17 protein-coding genes are annotated in these 22,110 nt (G+C 74.7%); 5 read left to right on the forward strand and 12 right to left on the reverse strand.

The window, feature by feature from the left end; translation table 11 throughout:
* Positions 1-82 precede the first annotated feature (82 nt).
* The 11 genes from J7462_RS08145 to eccD all read right to left on the reverse strand — a co-directional run bounded on the left by J7462_RS08145 (position 83) and on the right by eccD (position 10,685).
* The gene (locus tag J7462_RS08145) at positions 83-1,486 is read right to left on the reverse strand and encodes a hypothetical protein (RefSeq protein ID WP_219463174.1); all 1,404 of its coding nucleotides are present in this window, start codon (positions 1,484-1,486) and stop codon (positions 83-85) included.
* A 151-nt stretch (positions 1,487-1,637) separates the two neighbouring features.
* Positions 1,638-1,970 (reverse strand): hypothetical protein, encoded by a 333-nt coding sequence (locus J7462_RS08150; protein WP_219463176.1) that lies wholly within the window; start codon positions 1,968-1,970, stop codon positions 1,638-1,640.
* Positions 1,970-2,416, reverse strand: coding sequence for a YbaB/EbfC family nucleoid-associated protein (locus J7462_RS08155; RefSeq protein ID WP_219463178.1), 447 nt, complete (start codon positions 2,414-2,416; stop codon positions 1,970-1,972). The genes J7462_RS08150 and J7462_RS08155 overlap by 1 nt, the downstream gene beginning before the upstream one ends.
* Before the next feature lie 82 nt (positions 2,417-2,498).
* Positions 2,499-4,586: a hypothetical protein gene (locus tag J7462_RS08160; protein ID WP_219463180.1), complete on the reverse strand. Its 2,088-nt coding sequence runs from the start codon at positions 4,584-4,586 to the stop codon at positions 2,499-2,501.
* 24 nt (positions 4,587-4,610) lie between these two features.
* Positions 4,611-4,844, reverse strand: coding sequence for a hypothetical protein (locus tag J7462_RS08165; RefSeq protein WP_219463182.1), 234 nt, complete (start codon positions 4,842-4,844; stop codon positions 4,611-4,613).
* A gap of 8 nt (positions 4,845-4,852) precedes the next feature.
* The gene (locus J7462_RS08170) at positions 4,853-6,745 is read right to left on the reverse strand and encodes a hypothetical protein (protein ID WP_219463183.1); all 1,893 of its coding nucleotides are present in this window, start codon (positions 6,743-6,745) and stop codon (positions 4,853-4,855) included.
* 4 nt (positions 6,746-6,749) lie between these two features.
* A complete protein-coding gene (locus J7462_RS08175) occupies positions 6,750-7,142 on the reverse strand; it encodes a hypothetical protein (protein WP_219463185.1) in 393 nt (130 codons plus the stop codon).
* A 61-nt stretch (positions 7,143-7,203) separates the two neighbouring features.
* Positions 7,204-7,500, reverse strand: a complete 297-nt coding sequence (locus tag J7462_RS08180; protein ID WP_208567484.1) for a WXG100 family type VII secretion target — start codon at positions 7,498-7,500, stop codon at positions 7,204-7,206.
* 31 nt (positions 7,501-7,531) lie between these two features.
* Positions 7,532-7,828 (reverse strand): WXG100 family type VII secretion target, encoded by a 297-nt coding sequence (locus J7462_RS08185; protein ID WP_204923310.1) that lies wholly within the window; start codon positions 7,826-7,828, stop codon positions 7,532-7,534.
* Positions 7,829-7,894: 66 nt separating this feature from the next.
* Positions 7,895-9,289, reverse strand: coding sequence for a type VII secretion protein EccB (gene eccB, locus J7462_RS08190; RefSeq protein WP_219463187.1), 1,395 nt, complete (start codon positions 9,287-9,289; stop codon positions 7,895-7,897).
* A 4-nt stretch (positions 9,290-9,293) separates the two neighbouring features.
* Positions 9,294-10,685, reverse strand: a complete 1,392-nt coding sequence (gene eccD, locus J7462_RS08195) for a type VII secretion integral membrane protein EccD (RefSeq protein WP_219463189.1) — start codon at positions 10,683-10,685, stop codon at positions 9,294-9,296.
* Between the two features lie 147 nt (positions 10,686-10,832).
* Here eccD and eccCa point away from each other — a divergent pair, with 147 nt between their 5' ends.
* Positions 10,833-14,840: a type VII secretion protein EccCa gene (gene eccCa / locus J7462_RS08200; RefSeq protein WP_219463192.1), complete on the forward strand. Its 4,008-nt coding sequence runs from the start codon at positions 10,833-10,835 to the stop codon at positions 14,838-14,840.
* Here eccCa and J7462_RS08205 read toward each other — a convergent pair.
* Positions 14,806-16,266, reverse strand: coding sequence for a S8 family serine peptidase (locus J7462_RS08205; RefSeq protein ID WP_219463193.1), 1,461 nt, complete (start codon positions 16,264-16,266; stop codon positions 14,806-14,808). The genes eccCa and J7462_RS08205 overlap by 35 nt on opposite strands.
* Positions 16,267-16,473: 207 nt before the next feature.
* Here J7462_RS08205 and J7462_RS08210 point away from each other — a divergent pair, with 207 nt between their 5' ends.
* The 4 genes from J7462_RS08210 (at position 16,474) to J7462_RS08225 (ending at position 22,044) form a co-directional block, all read left to right on the forward strand.
* Positions 16,474-17,955 (forward strand): LysM peptidoglycan-binding domain-containing protein, encoded by a 1,482-nt coding sequence (locus tag J7462_RS08210; protein ID WP_219463196.1) that lies wholly within the window; start codon positions 16,474-16,476, stop codon positions 17,953-17,955.
* Between the two features lie 100 nt (positions 17,956-18,055).
* Positions 18,056-19,753, forward strand: a complete 1,698-nt coding sequence (locus tag J7462_RS08215) for a S8 family serine peptidase (protein WP_219463197.1) — start codon at positions 18,056-18,058, stop codon at positions 19,751-19,753.
* A gap of 32 nt (positions 19,754-19,785) precedes the next feature.
* A complete protein-coding gene (locus tag J7462_RS08220) occupies positions 19,786-20,937 on the forward strand; it encodes a S8 family serine peptidase (protein ID WP_219463199.1) in 1,152 nt (383 codons plus the stop codon).
* Between the two features lie 162 nt (positions 20,938-21,099).
* On the forward strand, positions 21,100-22,044 hold the full coding sequence (locus J7462_RS08225; RefSeq protein ID WP_219463201.1) for an acyltransferase domain-containing protein: 945 nt from the start codon (positions 21,100-21,102) through the stop codon (positions 22,042-22,044).
* Positions 22,045-22,110: the final 66 nt, after the last annotated feature.

Here is a 22,110-nt window from a genome sequence, read left to right on the forward strand (position 1 = left end):
TCCACCGGCGCGGACGCACCGGGCGCCGCGGACAGGTCCGAGGAGGTGGACGGGCCGGGTGCGCCCGACAGGTCGGGTGCGGTCAACAGGTCCGCCAGGCCGGGGCTGTCACCGGCGGTGAGACCGCCCGGGTCCACCGGCGCGGGCCCGGCCGGCTCTCCCGGCGGTGTCGACACACCGTCGGCCGGCCGGGGCCCGGCCGTGCCGGCGTCGCCAGCGCCACCGCCGGTACCCGGACGGGCCGTCGGCCCGGTCCCGCCAGCCCCGGAGCCCGCGCCCCCGCCGCACCGCCCCGGCCCGCACCGCCCGGGGTCGCCCCGCCGGGCGTCATCGCGCCGGGGATCGCCCCACCGGGCGTCATCGCGCCGAGGGTCGTGCCGTCGGTGCCGGTGCCGCCGGCACCCGCCTCGGGCACTGCGGCCACCGCCTCGGCGTACGACGGTGGTTCGTCGTACGCCGGCAGGCGGACCGGGTCGTACGCGGGCAACTGCTCGTCCGGCACCGGGTCCGTAGACGCCGACGGGTCCGCCTTACGGTCCCGGTCACCGGCGGTGGCCCTGTTCAGTTGCTGGCCGATGGCGGTGCCGGCGACACCCGCCACCCCGGACAGCGCACCGGCGATGACGGCCGCCCCGTCGGCGTCCCACTCGCCGGTCGTCATGCCGTTGTAGACGAACTCGGTCAGCCACTCGCTGACGCCCTCGTTGGCGATCTCCTGGGCCGCCTCACCCGGCCGGAAGCCGTGCGGTTCGGGGGTGTTCGACGATGCCGTCAGCCCGACCCGCCGGCCGATGTTCGTCGACCGGACCAGCCGCTCCAGCCCCTGCATGAGCCCGCCGAGGCCGAGGCCGACCGCGCCGCCGAGCGAGCCGACCTCGGCGGCGGCACGGGTCAGCTCGTTGTTCCAGCCGTCGCGGGTGTGGTTGCGGATCTGGTAGAGCTGCACCAGCCGGTCCATCACCGTCTGGAGGCCGATCCCGACGGCCTGCGCCATGGCCACCTGGAACAGGACCCGGGTGGTGACGTTCTGGAAGATGACCCGCATGATCACCCGGCCGACCGCCAGTCGGGCCAGCGCGGCGCCCGGGTTGATCCAGGCGATCGCCAGCGCCGTCAGCAGTTCCACCATCAGGGCGAGCAGCGCCGCGATGATCATCAGCTTGGCGTACTGCACCTCGGTGGCGGTGCCCCGGTAGCTGTCCCCCATCCGGTTGGTGTACTTCGACACCAGACCGAGGTAGCCGGGGCTGTGCAGGACGTAGCGCTCCATCGTGTCGACGAAGGAGTCCTCGGCCTGCCCGTTCACCCCGGCCCGGTACGCCCGTACCCCGTCGCCGAACGTCTCGCTCGACGTGGCCACCTGCTCGGCGGCCCGCCGCAGCGCCTCGGCGGTGGCGAAGAGGTTGGTCTCGTCGGCCTTCGGGAACTTCTCGCCGACCAGGAACCGCAGGAAGTTGGCCAGTTCGGCCGAAACCTCGATCGCCACCGGAGACCACCCCTCGTCGTCATGCCGTTGTCAGGTGTTGCGCCAGGGCACTGCCCGGCCACGCGCCGGAGCACTGTCTGCCCGGCTGCCGGAGCACTGAAGGCCCGTGCGCCGGAGCACTGCCCGCCGGGGCGGGCAGTGCTGTCGGCCGTTAGGTGTGCCGCCCGCTGTTGACCCCGCCGGAGATGTCGGCGTTGGTCGCCTCCATGCTCGCCAGGAGCCGACCCAACTCGTGCAGGTCCTCCTGGTAGCCCTGCGGCACCGCACCCAGCAGCCGGATGAGGTCCGCGCCGACCGACGCCTTCGGCAGGTTCGCCACGATCTCGTCGATGTCCGCGTACGGTTCCCCGACGAGTCCGGGATGGTCGGTGTCGCTGCGCCGCAGCGCCCGCTGCACCCGGTCCAGTTCCTCGGTGAACGGGTCGAAGTTCGGGTTGGTCAGCCGGCCGGTGTCCGCACCGATCGGCCCCACGGCCGGGGGCATCAGTGGGCTCCGGCCGGGGGCGTCGGCGTCGGGTCGTCGGCCGGCCCGGCCGTCCGGAACATCTCGTTGAGCAGCTGGTCCATCGGCAGCGGGCCGTGTTCCGGGTCGACCCCGCCGGTCAGCAGGTCCATCATGGGCAGGCCGGCGGGGAGCAGCGACTCGAACGCGGCGACGGTACGGGCCATCGCCTCGCCCCGGGCCGCCTCGATCGTGTCGACCAGCAACTCCCCCAACTCCGGACCGGCCATCGTCCGGTACGCCGAGGTCGGAAACTTGATCGCCGTGACCGCTCCCCGACTGTCGACGGTCACCGCCACCGCCCGGTTCTTCGCGGTGACCGTGCTGTAGACGGTGTGCAGGCCACCCTGGATCTCGTCGATCGCGGCCTTCTGCCGTTCGAGTTCGGCGAGCGCCTGCTCGACCTGGTTGGACAACGGACTCGACATCTGTCCTCACCTCCGGTTGTCTCTGCGGTTCGTCTGCTGCGGGGCACCACGACGGTCGACCCGTCGTGCGTGCCGACGGCGGTCAACCCCGGCCGCGCGCCTGTTCCCGGCCGTGCACCACCGGGCCGGTGGCGGGGGTCTGCTCCGCCTGCACCGGCGTCGCCACCGGCTGCCGCCTCGGCGGATCGGTCCGGCCCACCACGGCCGCCGTACACGTCGGGTCGGCTCCCCATGCCTGCTCGTCCTCGGTCAACCGGGTGGTGCGGCGGGCGCCCGCGTCGCTGTCCCGACCACCAGGTGCGCCGATCGACGGCACGACGGGCGGCCCGAACGGCCGGCTGCCGAGCTGTCCTGGTGCCGGGGATCCGCTGCCCGCCGTGCCCGACAACCCCGGGCCACCGGCCGCACCGGACGACCCGGCACCGCCGGGCAGCCCCGTGCCTGCGGGCAACCCGGTGCCCGCAGGCAGCCCCGCGCCGCCGGCACCGCCGAGCGGGCCGGCGAGCAGGGCGGCGAGTTCCCGGCCGACGGCGGAGCCGCCGACGGCCGCCCGCGACGGCGGGGCGACCGGCCCGTCCGCCAGGTCACCGATGTCGACGCCGCCGGCCCAGTCGCCCAGCGCGCCGCCGGAGCGGCGGTCGCCGTCCGGAGCGCCACCGCCGGCCCGTCCGCCGATCACCGGACCGACGCCGCCGGCCAGACCACCAACCCCGGCCAGCGCACCGCCGCCCCAGCCGCCCACGCCGGTACGCCCCAGGGCACCGACCGCGCCGACGCCGTCGCCGGCCACACCGGAGGTGCCGAGGACGCTGAGGTCTGCGGAGCCGCCGGCCAGGCTCGCCGCACCGAGCGCCGACAGACCCGCCCCGCCGAACCCGCCCCCGCCCGACGCGCCGATCGCACCGATGGCTGTCGGGCCGCCGCCCAGAGCGGCGCCCGTCCCGCCGGCTCCCGAGGACGAGAACGAGGACGACAGGTCCGGCACGCCGCCACCGGCCCCGTCGAATCCGGCACCACCGCCGCCGGTCCCGTCGAATCCGGTGCCGCCGAACTGGGTGGTGGAGTGCACCTCGTTGGGAGGTGGACCGCCGGTGGGGCCGTCCGAGGTGCCTGGTGGTGGGGGCGGTTGGTCACCGCCGCCGGGCGGGCCCGCGAACCGGTTGACGATCCCGCTGGTCTCCCGCAACGCGGTGACGAGCTGCGCCAACGCGTCGCGCATCGCCAGGTCGAGCCGGACGAGCTGGCGTAGCCAGGCGGTGCGCAGCAGCACGTCGAGAGCGGTCCAGCCGGCCGCAGTGGTCAGGTCGAAGGTGCCGCTGACCGGCCCGGTGCCGTAGGTGTCCGGGATGGTGACTCCGACCGCGTTCAGGCTGCCCTGGTCGACCTGCGCGAGGATGCTGCGGACCGTGCTGAACAGCGCGGTCGGGTGGTACGTGTTGAACCACTCGTGGGTGTGGTCGCTGAACTCCCGCCAGGCGTCGTTGATCCGCTCGCGGAACATCAGCAGGTCGTTGGACTGCCGGAAGACCCGGTCCGACCAGGCGTTGGCCTCGTTGGTGGCGTTCATGTCCCGGGTGAGCCGGTCGATGTCGGCGTGCAGGGTGTTCAGGGCCGCCACGAAGACCGCCGAGGCCGAGCCCTCGAACCCGGAACCGGCCCCGCTGATCCCGTCGCGCAGCACCCGCAGCTCGGCGGCGGTGGTGAGCAGCGTCTGCTCGACCCGCCACAGCAGGTTGCCGGCGTCGGTGAAGCTGCGTTCGCTGAACCAGCCGTTGGTGCCGGCGTACAACCGGGTGAGGGCGTTGACGCTCGCCCGGTAGAAGCTGTCGAACGCGGTGGCCGGTGGCGGGCCGCCGGTCCCCTCCCAGAAGGTGACGTGGCCCCGCACGATCTCCCAGAGGTCCCGCTGCGGGTCGTCCACCCCGGGTCCGACCCGGCGGTAACCCATCAGCTCCCGGTCGCCCGGGTCGACCGTGGGGCGGGTGCCCCGGTCCAGCTCCTGGGTCCGTCGTTCGACGAACCGGACCCAGGAGACCCCGTGGCCGGCGACCAGGTCGCGGTCGATCAGCGTGCCGCTGCCCTGGTCGGTGCCGTCGCGACCCTCGTTGAGGACGTCCTGGAGCATCCGTTCCCAGGTCCAGCCGGCGTACTGCGGGTTCGGGGCGGTCACCGCGCGACCCGCCCGGGTCGCCGGTCAGCCACGGCGACGTCCCGTCGTACGGGTGGGGCCGGGCGACTGACCGGGTCGGCGCGGCGCAGCCGGCACCGTGACGGTCGGCTCCTCGGACTGTCCGGACCGGCCGATGACGGCCATCCCGCACTCCGGGTCGGTGCCCCAGACGTCCTCTTCCTCTTCCAGCCAGGTCTTGCGCTCACGGTCCTTCTCCCCCTGTTGACCGCCCCCACCCATGCCACCCATGCCGCCCATCGGCGGCATCATCGGCAACCCGCCGGCCGCCGAGCCGGCGGAGTCGACGCCCCGTGCCCCGCTGCCGCCGGGCCCGACGCCGGCCGGTTCGCCGAGCAACGCGGCCAGTTCGCTGCCGAGGGCCACCCCGCTGGTCGAGGACTCGCCCGCCGGTGAGCCGCCGCCCAGGTTGCCGACGTCCACGCCGTCCACGTCGGTCGGGAACTGCGCCGACGGATTGGTGGTGTCGTCGCCGAGGCCACCCGCCCCGCCGCCCCTGACCCCGCCCACGCCACCCGAACCGCCGGAGGAACCCAGGCTGCCCGGCCCACCCAGCACGGGGGGCAGGCCGGGAACGACGACACCGCCGCCCAGGCCGGGGCCGCCGAGCCCACCACCGAGCCCACCACCGCTGCCGCCACCGGCCGAGCCGGAGCCCGTGCCACCGCCGAGCAGGTCGTCCCAGTCGGTGCCGCCGAGCCCGCCGGCCGACCCACCGGCACCGAGGTCGCCGCCACCGAGTCCCAGGCCACCCGTCCCGCTCCCGACGCCCGACCCACCACCCAGGCCCAGATCGCCACCGAGACCGAGGCCGGACCCCCGCCGAGGTCACCCCCACCGCCCACGCCCAGATCACCACCGCCACCGCCCACGCCCAGGTCACCGCCACCACCCATGCCCAGGTCACCGCCACCGCCCATACCCAGGTCACCGCCACCGCCCAGGTCACCACCACCGCCCATACCCAGGTCACCGCCACCGCCGATGTCGGGGCCACCACCGCCGTTCAGATCCGGACCGTTGAGGTCGGGGGTGCCGCCCGGCGGCGGGGTGGTGCCGGTGGTGGTCGGTGGGGGCGAGATGACGCTCACCAGGTGGGTGACGGACCGCAGCCGGGTGGTCAACCGCGCCAGCTCGGTACGCATCGTGGCGTCCAGCTCCCGCAACTGGCCGAGCCAGGCACCCTTGATCATGTTGTCGACGCTCTGCCAGCCGGCCTCGGTCATCAGGTTGAAGGTGCCGCTGTTCACCGTGCCGTTGCCGTACGCGTCCGGCAGGGTGACCGTGACCTGGCTGAAGTTGCCCGTCCTGACCTCGGTGACGATCTTCTTCAACGAGTCGATCAGCGTGGTCGGGTTGTAGCCGTTGAACCACTGGAACGTGTGGTCGCTGAATTCCCGGAACGAGCTGGCGATCTTGTTACGGAAGGTCGTCATGTCGTCGACCACGTCGTCGACCTGATCGGACCAGGCCCGGTCGGCGCTGTTCGCATTCATGTCGACGGCGAGCCGGTGGACGTCCCGACGCATGTTCGCCACCGCCCCGATGAACACGCCGGAGGCGTTGCCCTGGAACCCGGAGGCGTCGTCGCCGACCCGGTCCAGGATGGTCTTCAGCTCCCGCTCGGTGCTGATCAGGCTGTTCTCCACGTCGTGCAGCATCTTGGCGGCGTCGGCGAAGCTCTTCCAGCTGAACACGGGGTTGGTGCCGCTGGTCAGCCGCTGCAACGCCCCCTCGCTCGACTTGTAGAAGGTCTCGAAGGCGCCGCGCGGGGAGGGCGCCCCCTCGGTCTGCGAGTCGCTGAAGACGATCTTCACCTGGATGAACTGGGTCCGGGTGGTGTAGTGGGGTTTCCCGTCGCGCACCGAGCCGACCGAGCTGATCCGGTAGAGGAAGAACTCGTTGCCGTCGAGCGAGTCGATCCGGTTGGTCACGTCGCCGTCGCTGGGTGGCTGTGACGACTCGGTCACGTCGTCCAGGTGGTCGACGAGACGCAGCCACCGCACGTCCGGGCCGGCCACCAACCTACGGTCCAGCATGGTGCCACCGGTGCCGTCGGGACCGTCCCGGCCCTCCCCCAACACGTTCTGGAGCATCGATTCCCAGGTCCACTGGGACATGTCCTGGTACGGCGCGGTCACCGGATCACGCCGTCGGGTTCGGGGTGGGGTTGGGCGGGGTGCCGGTGCCGGTGCCGGTGCCGGGCAGGAACTCCAGGAAGCGCTCGGCAGTGATCGAGTTGAGCGACTCGATGTACTCCGAGTTCGCCAGCAGCTCGGTCAGCCCCACGGCGAGGCTGTTCATCGTGGTCCGGTGCGTGGTCATCCGGGCCAGCAGCGTGTCGCCGGTCTTGTTGAGCTGGTCGCGGATGGTCTTGCCCGGCTCGAAGTTGTTCGTGCCGGCCGAGACGACCAGGTCACGAAGCGTCTGTGAGACGTACTGGCCCTGCCCGGAGGTGGCGGTGTCGACCGCGTCCCGCAGGCTGTTCAGCTTCGCGACGAGCTGGGTGATGTAGGGCTCGTCGATGACGATCGGCATCTGGTGCTCCGTTCCGTGAGGTGGGGGGCGGGCGGCCCGGTACCGCCCGCCACACCGAAGGTCAGACGTTGCCCTGGAACAGCGCGGCACCCCGCGCGTCGCCCAGCCGGTAGTTGTCGTGGATCTGGTCCAGCCGGGACGAGGCGTCGGCGAGCGCGCGGCGCATCTCCTCGATCCCGGCGTTCCACTTCGCCTGCGCCGCGGTGAACGCCTCCCGGGTGTCGCCGGAGTTGGCGCTGACGTACGTCTGGACGACGGTGTTGAGTTCGTCGATCGAGTTCTGGATGCTGTTGGTCACGCCCTGCAACTCGGCCGAGCTGTCCAGCAGACCGTTGGGGTTGAGTCCGTACGACGGCATGGGTCGTCCTTTGTGAGGGGTCGGTCGGTGGTCAGGTCCAGCTCGCGGAGAGGGCGTTGTCCTGCTCCACCTGCGCGCTGGTCTGGTAGTGCGAGGTCATCGCGGTGTTCAGGTCGAGCAGCCCCTGCTTGACCTTGCTCAGCCCTTCCAGCCACTGCTGGATGGAGGTGGTGAAGGCGGTCTTGGCCTCCCCACGCCACTGGGTGTCCAGGAAGCTGGACGTGTTGTCGACGGCGCGCTGCGCCGCGTCGCACTGGGCGTCGGTCTGGTTCATCGCCGAGATGGTGCTGCGGATAGTCTGCTCGTCTACCTCATTGCCGAGTGGCATCGGCGCTCCTTCCGGTTGGGGCGGCCGCGGCGGTTCCGCGTCGCCGGTTCCGCTGACCGGCCGGTCTCACCCGACGACCCGGGCGGGGTCGAGGGCGGGTCCGGTCGGCAGCAGATCGATCAGGTCCGGTGACACCACGGTCGCGGTCGCGGGGGCGTAACCCAGCCGCTCCGCCACCGCCGCACCGGCGAGGGGGTACTTCACCCCGGCGTCGGTCACCAGGTGGTAGCCGGTGCCGGGCTGTCCGGCGCGACCGGTGACCACCAGCCCACCCCGTCCCGGCGTGACCGCCACCGCGTCGGCGGTGTGCGCCGTCCGGGTCACCCCGACGCCGCCTCGGACGATGCCGGTCGCCGGCACCGGCCGGGCCGCCACGACCCGGGGGCGACCGTCGGCACCGAACCGCAGGCACCAGGCCAGGCCGGCGGCCCGGGAGGCCGCCGCCGGCGCCACCGCCGGCAGTTCCTCGGCCACGGGTGGTCGGGCCGCGAGGGGCAGCCGGGCCAGTGCCGCCGGACTCAGCACGGTCGGGACCACCGCACGGCCGCCGTACCCGGCGACGGTCGCCGGGTCGGCGGCCAGCAGCGCGTACGCCAGGGGGGTCAGCCGGGCCAGCCCGTCGCGGCGCAGCAGGTAGTGCCGTTCCGCTCCGTCGGCCGGTCGGGCGGTGAACAGCTGACCGATCCGGGTCGGTTGCCCGTCCACCTCCGGCCCGGCCTCCCCGCGCCCCGGCACCGCGACCGGCCCCAGGTCCACCCCGGCGGGAATCAGGTCCAACCAGGCCGCCGGTACGGTGACCGGCGGCCCGTCGTGGCCCAGCACCGCCGGCAGCCACGGCGCGGTGAGCCGGAACCGGTGACCGTTCCAGATCAGATAGCCGGCGGTCGGGTCACCGGCGGGCCGGACCAGCACCGCCCGGTCGGCGGCCAACGGGGTCCCATCGGCCGCCGGGGCGACGGACAGGGTCAACGCCGTCGTCTCGGTGCCGGCCAGGTCCGTGGCGCTGGGCGCGCACGCGGTCCACCCGACCCCGGCCAGGCCACCGGCCGGCAGCACGTCGGGAGCGCCGACGATGCCCAGCGGCTGCCCGTGCGCCACCCCGCGCAGCGACTTCGCCGACACGGTGACGACGGCGAGTTCCTCACCGAGCAGCAGCCGGGCCGAGGCGTAGTTGAGCACCGGGCGCAGCCGCCCGCCCAGGTAGAGGTAGCGCGAGCCGGTCTCCTTCTCCACCACCAGCGATCCGGCCTTGCGCCAGGCGGTGGCCCCACCGGGGGAGAAGAAGCCGTACAGGGTGAAGCCGCCCATCACCAGTGCGGCGACCAGGACCCCGGCGAGCAGCCCGACGGTGGTACGCCGGTGCGGCGTCTCCAGGCCGTCCGGTTCGCCGGCCACCAGTGCGGCGGTGAGCCGGCCCAGCAGGTGCGACTGCGCCTGCACCTGGTCACGTCGGGACTGCACGACGTCAGCCCCCGATCGCCCGGAAGTAGTCGTACACGTGCAGGACGGCGAGGCCGATCGGCAGCAGGGCCACCGCCGCCGCGGTCAGGGTCAGGTCCCCGACCCGCCCCCAGTACGGCGTCAGCCGCCACCCGGTGAGGCTCCGACCGGCCAGCAGCAGCGCCGGTACGGCGACCGGCAGCACCCCGAGCGCCACCACCCGCCCCAGCGGTCCCGCACCGGCCAGGGCCTGCACGGCGACCGCGGTGGGTCCGACCAGCGCGGGCACCGCCTGGGTCAGTCGGTGCCAGGCGCTGGTCATCGGTCGGGCGTTGAGCGACCAGACCAGCGCGACCAGCAGCACCAGGGTCGTCTCCGCCCAGCCCGCCCGGTACGCCACCGACAGCAGCGCCACGGCGGTGGCCGCCGCCAGCCCGGCGTACAGGGCGGTCATCAACCGGTCGACGGCCCGCGCCCGGTCCATCAGAGGGCCGGCCGGTTCCGGGTCGATGTCCTCCTGGAGGTGTTCGGGTCGGGTCGGCAACGGGGCGAGGCGCAGCCCGGCGAGGCGGAACGCGAACAGGGGCACCATCAGCACCAGCGCGGTCGCGGCCACCGCCACCACCGCGCCCGCCTGCGGCCCGGTGCGCCCACCCACCGTGGCGACGGCCCCGCCGAGCACGCCCAGCAGCAGCGCGGTGGACCCGGCGACGAAGACCGGGGTGGCCGCGCCGAGCAGTACGGCGGCGAGCACCGCCACCGCCGCCCCGGTCGCGGTCCCGCCCAGCACCTGCGGCCCGGTCAGCCCCGGCCCGACGGCCGCGCCGTCACCGGGCAGCACCAGCCCGGCCAGACCGGCGTAGCCGGTAGCGGCGACGGCCAGCAACACGCCGAACCCGCGCTCACCGCCGGCCCGGACCACCGCGGCACCGCCACCCAGCGCCACCGTCGCCACCGCCAGCGCCGCCACCGCCCGCAGCAGCACCGGTCCCGGCATGAGCAGGGCCACCAGGCCGACGCCGAGCAGCAGACCGGCCAGCGCCAGCACCACCGGGCGGATCAGCTCGGGACGCCACCGGCCGGGCCGGTCCCGCACCCCCGTCGCCATCCCGTCGACGAGGTCGTCGAAGTCGACCTCGGGCAACTGGTCGGCGCGCGGACGCAGGTGGACCAGGTCACCGTCGCGCAGGTCGAGCGCGGTGACGGTGCTCTCCTCGTCCAGCGGGGGTGAGCCGGCGCGTTGCAGGACCCACCCGCCGTGGCTCAACCCCGTGTCGGCCAACCCGTCGCCGAGGTGGTGCAGCAGCGCCGGCAACAGGTCGGCGACGACCACCCCGACCGGCACGGCCACCTCGATCTGCCGGCTCGGTCCGCGTACGACCAGCCGGCACATCTGCTCGGTCTCGGTGCCCGTCACGGCCCCTTCAACGACAGCCGCCCGGAGATCGTTCAACGGCTCTGCGGAATTTTCTTTTCGCCGTCGCCCCGGGAAACCGGATCGACCCGCAACGGCCCGCGCTCCGTTGTGGAGGGGGCCGACGGCCCCGGGTGGAGGGAGACGACCATGGGTACGGTGCTGTTCCGGCGGCCGGCGCGACGCAGCGGGCCGGAGATGCCCACCGGCGAGTTGACCCTCCAGGAGCCGCCGGAGCTGAGCGAGCCGCAGCAGAACGGTGCCCGGCAGGCGATGATGGTGCTGCCGATGGCGCTGATGACCGGCGTGATGATGCTGATGTTCATGGGCCCGTCGCGGGGCCCGTTGACCTGGGTGATGGCCGGCATGATGGCGGTGGCCATGGGCGGGGTGATGATCGGCTCGGTCATCGCCAGCAGCGGGGAACGCAAACAACGCCACGGCGGTGACCGCCGCGACTACCTGCGTTACCTCGCCCAGCACCGCCGCCGGGCCCGCCGGTTCGCCCAGGACCAGCGCGACTCCAGCCTGTGGCGGCACCCCGACCCGGCGTCGTTGTGGTCGCTGGCGATGACCACCCGCCGCTGGGAGCGCCGCCCCACCCACCCGGACTTCCTGGAGATCCGGGTCGGCACCGGTGAGCAACGGTTGGCGGTCCGGATCGCGCCGATGCAGACCAAACCGGTGGAGGATCTCGAACCGGTCGCCGCGAAGGCGCTGCGCCGGTTCATCCGGGCCTACAGCACCCTGCCCGACCAGCCGGTGGCGTTGTTCCTGCCGGGTTTCGCCGAGATCCGGGTGACCGGGGACCGGGCGGCGGCGCGGGCGTTGCTGCGGGCCCTGCTCACCCAGCTCGCCGCACTGCACGCGCCCGAGGAGGTGCGGGTGGCGCTCTGCGTCGACCCGGACGGGTCGGCGGCGTGGGAGTGGGTCAAGTGGCTGCCGCACGCCCAGCACCCCGCCGAGCAGGACGCCGCCGGTGGGCTCCGGCTGGCCGCCGACGGCATCGAACGCCTCGAACGGCTGCTCGGCGCCGAGTTCACCGGCCGCCCCCGCTACGAGGCGGGCGCCACCCCCGACCGGGACGAGCCGTACGTGGTGGTGATCCGCGACGGCGGCCGGGTGCCAACCGGTCACCGGCTGACCACCGGCGGCTACCGCAACGCGGTCTTCGTCGACCTCGACGACCCGCCGGTGGCGACCGGGAAGGGCATCATCAACCTGGAGGTCGCCGACGGCACGCTGACCATGCTCGGGCGCGACCGGGTGGGCCAGGAGACCCGGCAGGTGCTCGCCGCCCCCGACCTGCTCGGTCCGGCGTCGGCCCGGTCGGTGGCCCGGCTGCTGTCGCCCTACCGGCTGGCCGTCGCCACCGAGCTGGCCCCCGAGCCGATGAAGGCCGACTTCGACCTCGGCACGTTGCTGCGTATCCCCGACCTGGAACGGTTGGAGCTGGCCGCGCTACGCGAGCGGCGCGGCCCCGACGAGCGGCTGCGGGTGCCGATCGGGGTCGACGCCACCGGCACCCCGGTCGAGCTGGACATCAAGGAGTCCGCCCGGGGTGGCATGGGTCCGCACGGCATGCTGATCGGCGCGACCGGCTCGGGCAAGAGCGAGCTGCTGCGTACGCTGGTGCTGGCGCTGGCCGTGACGCACTCCTCGGAGACGCTCAACCTGGTCCTGGTCGACTTCAAGGGCGGCGCCACCTTCCTCGGCCTGGACCGACTGCCGCACACCTCCGCGGTGATCACCAACCTGGCCGACGAGGCGGCACTGGTCGGGCGGATGCGCGACGCCCTGCACGGCGAGCTGGTACGCCGGCAGGAGCTGCTGCGGGCCGCCGGTGGCTTCAGCTCGGTGCTGGACTACGAGAAGGCGCGCGCCGGTGGTGCCCCGCTCGACCCGCTGCCCACCCTCTTCGTGGTCGTCGACGAGTTCTCCGAGCTGCTCGCCGCGCACCGGGACTTCATCGACCTGTTCGTCATGATCGGCCGGCTCGGCCGGTCGCTGGCCGTGCACCTGCTGCTGGCCAGCCAGCGCGTCGACGACGGCCGGATCGGGCAGTTGGAGTCGCACCTGTCGTACCGGATCGGGTTGCGGACCTTCTCCGCGATGGAGTCCCGCTCGGTGATCGGGGTGCCCGACGCCTACGAGTTGCCGGCCGCCCCGGGCAACGGCTACCTGCGGATGGACGTGTCGACCCTGCTCCGGTTCAAGGCCGCGTACGTCTCCGGGGAGTACCGCCCCCGCCGGGCCCGGGTCCGCCAGGACGTGGTCCAGCGGCAGGTGGTGCCCTACCGGCTGGACCTCGTACCGGCGGAGAACCCGACCCCGCCGGCTCCTGCCGACCCGCCGACCGACCCGGACGGGCCGCCCGTGCCCGACGCGCCCGCCGCGCGCAGTGTCTTCGCGATCGTCACCGACCAGCTGGTCGACTCCGGGCCGCCGGCCCACCAGGTCTGGTTGCCGCCGCTGGCCGACTCCCCCACCCTGGACAGTCTGCTGCCGGCCCTGGCCCCCGATCCCGACCTCGGGCTGGTCGCCACGGACTGGCCCGGCAACGGCCGGCTGGTGGTCCCGCTCGGCTTCATCGACAAGCCCTACGAGCAGCTGCGTGACCTGCTCACCGTGGACCTGTCCGGGGTGGGTGGGCACATCGGGGTCGCGGGCGGCACCCGCAGCGGCAAGAGCACCCTGATCCGTACGCTGATCTGCGCGCTGGCGCTCACCCACCGCCCCACCGAGGTGCAGTTCTACTGCCTGGACTTCGGCGGCGGCACGCTGGGCACCGTCGCCGGGCTGCCGCACGTGGGCAGTGTCGCGGGTCGGCTCGACACCGACCGGGTCGGCCGGACCGTCGCCGAGGTCACCGGCCTGATCAACCAGCGGGAGCGGCGCTTCACCGAGCAGGGCATCGACAGCATCCAGACCTACCGGCAGCTGCGGGCCGACGGCCGGGTCGCCGACGACCCGTACGGCGACGTGTTCCTGGTGGTCGACGGCTGGTTCACGTTGCGGCAGGAGTTCGAGGCGTTGGAGGTGGCGCTGCGGCAGATCGCCGCCCGGGGGCTCAACTTCGGCGTCCACCTGATCGTCAGCGCGGCCCGCTGGTCGGAGGTGCACCACAGCATGCGTGACCAGCTCGGCATCAAGCTGGAGCTGCGCCTCGGCGACGCCGTGGACTCCGCCATCGACCTGCGGCTGGCGGCGACCGTGCCGCGTGCACCGGGGCACGGCCTCACCCCGGAGAAGCTGCACTTCCTGGGGGCCCTGCCGCGCATCGACGGCAACCCGGACCCGGACAGCACGGCCGACGGGGCACGGGAACTCGCCGGTACGGTCGCCGAGTTCTGGTCCGGGCCGGTGGCGACACCGGTGCGGACCCTGCCGGCGGTGCTGCCCGCCGCCGAGCTGCCGCCGGCCGAGGGTGACCTGTGGGTGCCGCTCGGCTTGGACGAGGCCGACCTGAAGCCGTACTGGCACGACTTCTCAGAGCTGCCGCACCTGACCGGGCTCGGTGACAGCCAGAGCGGCAAGACCAACCTGCTGCGGCACCTGGCCCGCCTGATCGTCGGCCGGTTCAGCCCGGCCGAGGCCCGGATCCTGATCGTCGACTACCGGCGGCAACTGTTCGACTCGGTCCCGGCCGAGTACCGCCTCGGCTACTCGGTCTCGACGGACTCCACCCGGGAGACCGTCGCCGACGCGGTGGTGGGGCTCAAGGGCCGGCTGCCGGGTAAGGACGTCAGCCCCGAGCAGCTGCGCCGCCGCGACTGGTGGACCGGGCCCCGGCTGTTCGTCCTGGTCGACGACTTCGAGATGCTCGCCGGGCAGGACAACCCCCTGCAACCACTGATCCCGTACGTCCCGCACGGCGTCGACATCGGGTTGCACGTGGTGGTCGTCCGGGGCACCGCGAACCTGATGCGGATGTCGATGGACCCGTTGCTGCGGCGGCTCCAGGAGGCCAGCAGCCCGGACCTGGCGCTGTCCTGCCCACCCACGGAGGGGCCGCTGCTGGGCGGGGTGAAGGGTCGGCACCTGCCGCCGGGGCGGGCGATGGTGCTCACCCGTCGGGGACACCGCGTGATCCAGACCGCATACGTCGAGCCTGATCCCGGGGTCAGTGGCGGCGGCGCCGACGCAGGCCGACGGTGAGGGTGGCGAGCGTGAGGATCGTTGCCAGCACGGCGATCGCACCGGCAGGGCTCCTGCGTTCCACGGTGGTGGCGGGGCCGGCCAGTGTCGCGTTCACCGCCGCCGCCGGATTGATCATGCCCCAGCCGTACCACGGGTCGGGTCGGCCCGCCGCCGCCGTCGAGGCCCCGTCGGCCGTGGCCCTGACCCGGGCCGCCGCCGCGACGGCATCCAGCCGGGGCTCGCTGGCCCGGACCAGGGCCACCAGACCGGCGACGAAGGCGACGGCGTAGTCCGTACCCGTGCCCTGCACCTCCCCCGAACCGATGCCGAGGCTCACCACGTCCACCCCCGGTGCCACCACGTCGACCTCGCCCGACCGGTAGACCTCGGCCAACCGGTCGTCCGGGCCCACCGCGCCGACCCGCAGCACCCCCTCCGGCAGGGTGGTGCCCGCGGGGGCCGTCGCCGCCCGGGCCGCCACCACCACGGTGGTACCCCGGGCGACCGCCGTGCGCAGCGCCGCCACCACCCGCTTGTCGGTGGTGTCCACCGACGCGCCGATCAGGGCCACCCCCGCACCTGCCGCCGTCGCCACCCGCAGTGCGGTCACCAGGCTGGCCGAGTCGGCCGTCCCGGCGGACCGGCCGATCCGGACCGGCACGATGGTCGCCTCCGGGGCGAGGCCGACGAAGTCGGTGCCCCGCTGCCGGCTGGCGGCGACGATGCCGGCCATCGCGGTGCCGTGGCCCGTGCAGTCCCGGTCTCCCCGGGAACCGTCGGTGGGGTCCACGGTGGCGTCCGCCCCGGGCCGCACCCGGCCGTCGAGGGCCGGCAGGGCACCGTCCACCCCGGAGTCGAGGACGGCGACCGTGACGTTCGCCCCCCGACCCCGGGTCCAGGCCACCTCCGGGGTCAGCCGCAACTGCGCCCAGGGCACCCCGCCGATCCGCCGGCCCGGGGCCACCGTGCAGACCACCTCGCTGGCCGGCGGTACGGTCGGTCGGGGGCGGCGCGACGCCGTCGGGCTGGCCGGGGTGAACACCGGCAACGGACCGTAGCTGACCTCGGCACCGACCGCGTCCCACGGCACCACCAGCAGCCAGCCCCGCCGCAGCACCGCCGGATCGGTGACCGGCACGCCGTCCGGCTGGACGCGCCCCTTGTTCAGCGCGAAGATCTCCAGGTAACGCTCCGCGTCGCCGAGGACCCGCAGCGCGACCTCCCAGAGGTGTTCGACCCTCCCCTGCGCCGCGCCGACCACCACGTACTTCACGAAGCCGTTAGGTGCGACGGCCCCACCGGGCAGGTCCGGCGGGGCGGTGGTGGGTGCGGGCACGGCCGCCGCCGGCACCGCCGGGACCATCGTGGAGGCCAGGAGGCCGAGCCAGCACAGCAGCAGTGCGGGCAGTGGGCGGGGCCACCGGACCCGGTGGCGTCCGGTCACCGCAAGCGGGCGGGACAGCGCTACCTCCCAGCGTCGTCGTGGCCCGCCCAGGCTACGGCGTCCTGCTCGCGCCCCCGATGTCCGGTCGATTGCGATTCGACCAACCCCCACGGATGGCGGGAACCCGTGCTGAACAGATCGCCGGTCGCCGCCGTTGTAGGCACCGGCCGGGGAAGGGCTCCCCCGGTGCGGACGGAGGAGGGAACCGTGCACATCCCGACCGCCCCCGGTGGCGGGCGACCACCGGAGCAACAGGCGACCCGGCACGCCACCCACCACGGGTGGCTCGGCACACTCCTGCCGGCGGTGGCGGTCCTGGCCGCCCTCACCCTCACCGCCGGTCCCGCCGCAGCCGGTGCGGCGTCGGCCGGCCCGACGCCGGCCAGCGCGACCCCGAACGGTCCGACGCCCGCCAGCGCGACACCGGCCGGGCGGTACTACGTGGTGGGGCCACCGGTGGCCGGCCAGCGGGAGTACCTCTACCAGATCGCGGCCAACACCCTCGGCGACGGCAACCGGTACCGGGAGATCTTCGAGTTGAACCGGGGCCGCCGGCAGCCCGACGGGGGGCGGCTCACCGACCCGGCCGAGCTGCGCCCCGGCTGGGTGCTGGCGCTGCCGCCCGACGCGCGGGGGACGGGCGTACGCACCGGTCCGCTCCCGCCGACCGGCGGGGCCGCCCCCGCACCACCGGAGACTGCCGACCCCGGGCAGCACGGTCGACTGGTCGGGCTCGCCGGCCTCGCCGCCGTCGCCCTGCTCGTCGCCACCCTGCTGCGCCGGCCGGTCCGGCGGCGTGCCCTGCCCGGACGGCCCCCGCCGCTCGCCCTCGACGCGGGCCGGGTGGCGTCTCCACCACCGACCGTCGAGGTCGACCCACCCATCGAGGTCGATCCGCCCGCCGAGGTCGATCCGCCCGCCGAGGGGGTGCCCACCGTCGTGGTCGTCGCACCTCTGCCGGAGGGTCCGCCGCAACGGGCGGGTCGGCCGGCACCGGCGGATCCGGTGCACCGGCCCGGCCCGGTGCCCGTCGCCAACGTGATCCCGCAGCCCCCGCCCTGCGTGGCCGACGACCTCGACACCGAGGTGACCTCACCCTCGGGCACCCTCGCGGTCCGGGTGCCCGGGGGCGCACCGGGCGGCCGGCCGCACTACGCCTGGCAGCTCCCGACACAACCCCCGCCGTCGATGCGGCTGCCGGTCCGGCTGGGCCACCGGCGGGGCTGGGCGCTCTGGATCGACCTGGCCGGCACCCCGGACGTGTTCACCGTGACCGGCCCGGGCGGGGCCGCCCGGCAGCGGGCGCGGACGCTCGCCGAGCAGGTGTACGCCGCCGGGCACACGGTCACCGTGGTCGGCGACCTGTTCGGACCGGACCTGCCCGAAGGCTGGGCACACCGGGCGGCTTTCCCCACCGACGAGGCGGATCTGCCGGACGGCCCCGGGGTGTTGTGCATGGCCGCCCTGTCCGGCCCGGAACTGACCTTCGCCCACCGGATCGCCACCCTGACCGGGCACCGGCTGGTGCCGGTCGTCGTCGGCCGGGCGCTGCGGGCCCGCTGGGCGGTGACCGTCCGGCCGACCACCGCCCCCGCTGCTGTCGCCGAGCTCGTCGGTGCCGTCGTCCCGGGCAGCGGAGGTCGCTCGGCCCGCGAGGGCGGTTTTCCCGTCGAGCGTGGTGAACCGTGACCGGTCGCGCACCGTTGTGGGCCCGGGGGGCCGCGTCCACGGCACCTCCGGTCCGGGGCGTCACGCCGACCGCTGCCCACCCACGACGAGGAGACGGTGCATGACCCGGTTGCTGCTTTCCTGGGCCCGTTCGCTGGGTTGCCTCGTGGCGACCGGCGTGCTGGTGATCGCCCCCCTCACCCCGGTCCGGGCGGCCCCACCGCCGCCCCCGACCTATGTGAAGTACTACCCGGTGGGCGCGGGGTCGGAGAGCACGGGGTCGGAGGGCGCGGTGACGAACCTGGCCGGGGTGGCTGCCCGGTTCCTGGCCGACCCCGACCGGGCCGACGAGATCTACCGGCTCAACGAGGGCCGCCGTCAACCCGACGGCGGGCGGCTCACCGCCGTCGGGCAGCAGTTGGTCGCCGGATGGTTGCTGGTGCTGCCCTGGGACGCCTTCGGCGACGAGGTCCGCTACGGTCTGCTGCCGACGGACCCGCCGAAGGCGGCACCGGCCCGGCCTGTTCCCCGGGCGGGCACCCCGACGTGTGCCGCTGCCATCTCCGGCGGCGGCGGGTCGAACTGGGCCGCCACGAAACTCTCCACGGCACGCGCCTGGGAGCACGGCACGGGGGCCGGGGCGCTGGTGGCGGTGGTCGACTCCGGCGTCGACGGCGAGCTTGCGGCCCTGGCCGGGCGGGTGGCGCCCGGGTCGGACGTCATCACCGGCAAGGCCCGCGCCGACACCGACTGCCTGGGTACGGGCACCGCGATGGCGAGCGTGATCGGGGCGGACTCCGGTGCCGGCTCGCCCGCACCGCCGGCGGTCGGCGTGGCCCCGGAGGCGGCCATCCTGCCGGTCCGGATCGTCGCCGACGGCACCGGCGCCGATCCGTCACGAACCGCCCTCGGGATCGAGGTCGCCGTCTCGGCCGGCGCGACAGTGATCGCACTGGGCGGGTACGCCAGACTCACCGACCCGGCCGTGACGGAGGCCGTGCGCTCGGCGGTGGCGCACGACGTGGTGGTGGTCGCCCCGGCCACCACCGACGGCACCGCGGCCGTCGCCCAGGAGGGTCTGCTCCGGGTCGCCGGGGTCGGCCCCGACCTGCGGCCCGTGCTGGCGTACCCGGCTGGTGGGGTCGACGTCACCGCGCCCGGCCTCGACGTGGCGACGCTCGGTGTCGGTGACCCCGCCCCCCGGGCCCGTACCGGCACCGAGTACGCCGTGGCCTATGTCGCCGGGGTGGCCGCGCTGGTCCGCTCGGCGCGGCCCGGGACGAACGCCGTGCAGGTGGCGCGTCGGATCAGCGCCACCGCCGACCCGGGGACCCGGTCGAGTCCGAGCCCGGAGAACGGCTGGGGCCTGATCGATCCGCTGGCGGCGGTCAGCCCCGACCCGGCCCAGGCGGTGTCACCGGCCCGATCCGGTTCCGCTCTCTGGCCGGCGTTGGTGGCCGGCGGGCTCGGGCTCTTCCTGCTGGCGGTGGTGGGGGTGTTCGCCAGACGGGCCCGACGGCTCACCCACCACGGACCGGCCACTGTCGAGGTCGCCGCACCAGTGGTCCTTCCGGTGCCGGCGACGCACCACGAACGGCGGAGCCTGCACGTGCCGGACGTCCGGCACGAACCGGCGGCACCAGTCGCTGCGCAGGTGCCGGCGGCACCGCAGGCACGGATGACACCACAGGAACCGCTGGTGCCGCAGGAACCGCTGGCACCACAGGAACCGGTGGTGCCGCGCGAGCCGGGGGCACTGCGTGAGCCGGGGGCACTGCGCGAGCCGGGGGCACTGCGCGAGCCGGGGGCACTGGCGTGACCGGTGCGGGCCGCCGTCGTGGTCGCGCCGTCGTGGCCGGGGCACTCGTCACCGTCGGGGTGCTCGTCGCCCCACCGGTCCCGGCCGCCGGTGCCGGGGAGCCGCCGCCGCTACCCACGACGGCGGGCGGTTGTGTCGGGCCGTCCCCGGTGACGGCCCGGGAAACCCCCTGGGCGTTGCGCCTGCTCGCCCCGCAGACCATCTGGCCGTTGACCCGGGGCGCCGGGGTGCTGGTCGCCGTCGTGGACTCCGGCGTCAGCGCCGCCGCACCCGCCCTGGCCGGTGCCGTACGACCGGGTGTCGACGTCACCGGCGGGCGGGCGGACAGCGACTGCGCCGGCCGGGGCACCGCGCTGGCCGGGATCGTCGCGGCCCGGCCGGCCAGTGGCGAAGGCCCCACCGGCCTCGCCCCGGAGGCCGGGATCCTGCCGGTCCGGATCACCGACGCGAACCGCCGGATCAGCCCGGCCCGGCTCGCCACCGGCATCCGGCGGGCCACCACCGCCGGGGCGGACGTGATCCTCGTCGCCACCGGGGTCACCACCGCGACCCCCGACCTGGCCGCTGCCGTGCAGGCCGCGGTGGACCGGGACATCCTGGTGGTCGCCGCCGTCACCGACCGGGGTGGGGACAACGGTGGGGACCCGCCGGTCGGCTATCCCGCCGGGTTCGCAGCGGTGCTGGCGGTGAACGCGGTCGGTGTCGACGGGGGGTCCGGTCCGGTGGCGGCCGGCGCGGGCACCGACCTCGCCGCCCCGGGAGCCGGGCTGGGCGTCGCCCCACGCGGGTCCGGCCACTACACCGTCGGTGGCGCGGCCGTGGCCGCCGCCTACGTCGCCGGGGTCGCCGCGCTGGTCCGGTCGTACCACCCGGAGCTGTCCCAGGCCGAGGTCCGCGCCCGCCTGGAACGGACCGCGATCCCCCCACCGGGCGGCGGGCCGGACCTGGGCGTCGGCGGTGGGACACTCGACGCGTACGCGGCGGTCGCCGCGCTCGCCCCCCGTCAGGCCAGCCCGCCGGTGCCGGTCCCGGCGGGGCCGGTCGACGTGCCCACCGTCCCCGGGCCGTCCCGCTCGGCACGGGTGGCCGGCCTGACCACCGTCGGCGCCCTCGTGACGACCCTGCTCGTGGCCGCCACCGCCCGCTCCCGCCGGACCCGGCCCGCCGGGAACGGCAACAGGTGAGGGTGGGAACGGCCGGTGTCGCGGGGATCAGTCGGCGGCCTCCGCGCGGTGCCGACCGTGCGCGCCCCACCACCACTGGCAGCCGTACGCCTGGCTGACGGCGGCCGTCTTCGCGCTCCCGCTCGCGGTCGTCGCCCGACGGCCGGCCGGTAGGATCAGCCGGTGGACCTGGACGACACCGCCGCCCGACTCGGGGTGCCCGTCGCGGAGGTCGAGCGGGTGCACCGGCTCGCCGGTGACCGGCCGGCGGCCCCGCTGCCCGCCAAGGCCGACGCGCCCCCGATGCTCGACCGGCTGGCGGTACGACCGGACGACGCAGCCGAGATCATGGCCGGCTGGCCGGACCCCGGCTCTCCGTTGTGGACGCCGGAGCTGCGCTGGCTGCTGGACCGTTCGACCGCCCTGGTCCGCGCCGACCTCGGCGGGCACGAGTGGCTGTCGCCCGGCCCGGAGCTGCCCCGCGACCGGGGGCCCGCCTGGCGGCACCTCTACGTGTACGCCTACCTCGCCCTGGTCGACGTGGTCCGCGGGTTCCACCGCGAGCACGGCGTCGCCGGGTCCGTCACCTGGGCGACCCTCGCCGACCTGGGTCGTAACCTGGCGATCGACAGGCGGATGCGCGGCGAGGGCTGGCCGGTCATGCAGAGCTGGCTCACCCTGCACGTCCGGGGCGGCCTCTACGAGCTGGGCCGGCTCCAGCACGAGCGGTCCGGCACCACAATCGGCCTGCACGTCCCCGATGCGGGGCCGATGAGCCCGGAGGCGGTCGACGCGTCGCTCGACGCGGCCCGCGAGTTCTTTCCCCGGCACTTCCCCGACGAGCACCACACCGCGTTCTCCTGCGGCTCCTGGCTGCTCGACCCGCAGTTGCGCGACTACCTGCCCGAGGATTCCAACATCATCCGGTTCCAGCGCCGGTTCGAGTTGCTCCCCTACGTGCCGGCCGACGGGCCGGACGCCGACGTCGAGGTGCGCCGGTTCGCCTTCCGTACGCTCAGCACGCCGCTCGACCAACTGCCCCGGCGCACGGTGCTGCAACGCGCGATCATCGACCACCTGGCCGCCGGCGGCCACTGGCACTGGCGGCACGGGCGCTTCCCGATCTAGCGCAGGCGTCCCGGGACCGTCCTCGTGGTCGGGAGGTGCCCGGTGTGCGGATGCCTCGGACGACGG

This window comes from Micromonospora sp. RL09-050-HVF-A (assembly GCF_019374995.1).
Lineage (GTDB): Bacteria > Actinomycetota > Actinomycetes > Mycobacteriales > Micromonosporaceae > Micromonospora > Micromonospora antibiotica.

Excerpts from the sequence above, each read along its gene's own strand:
- J7462_RS08150 (WP_219463176.1), bottom strand. The coding sequence starts at position 1,970 with ATGCCCCCGGCCGTGGGGCCGATCGGTGCGGACACCGGCCGGCTGACC.
- J7462_RS08155 (WP_219463178.1), bottom strand. The coding sequence starts at position 2,416 with ATGTCGAGTCCGTTGTCCAACCAGGTCGAGCAGGCGCTCGCCGAACTC.
- J7462_RS08165 (WP_219463182.1), bottom strand. The coding sequence starts at position 4,844 with ATGGGCGGCATGGGTGGCATGGGTGGGGGCGGTCAACAGGGGGAGAAG.
- J7462_RS08175 (WP_219463185.1), bottom strand. The coding sequence starts at position 7,142 with ATGCCGATCGTCATCGACGAGCCCTACATCACCCAGCTCGTCGCGAAG.
- J7462_RS08180 (WP_208567484.1), bottom strand. The coding sequence starts at position 7,500 with ATGCCGTCGTACGGACTCAACCCCAACGGTCTGCTGGACAGCTCGGCC.
- J7462_RS08185 (WP_204923310.1), bottom strand. The coding sequence starts at position 7,828 with ATGCCACTCGGCAATGAGGTAGACGAGCAGACTATCCGCAGCACCATC.
- eccCa (WP_219463192.1), top strand. The coding sequence starts at position 10,833 with ATGGGTACGGTGCTGTTCCGGCGGCCGGCGCGACGCAGCGGGCCGGAG.
- J7462_RS08215 (WP_219463197.1), top strand. The coding sequence starts at position 18,056 with ATGACCCGGTTGCTGCTTTCCTGGGCCCGTTCGCTGGGTTGCCTCGTG.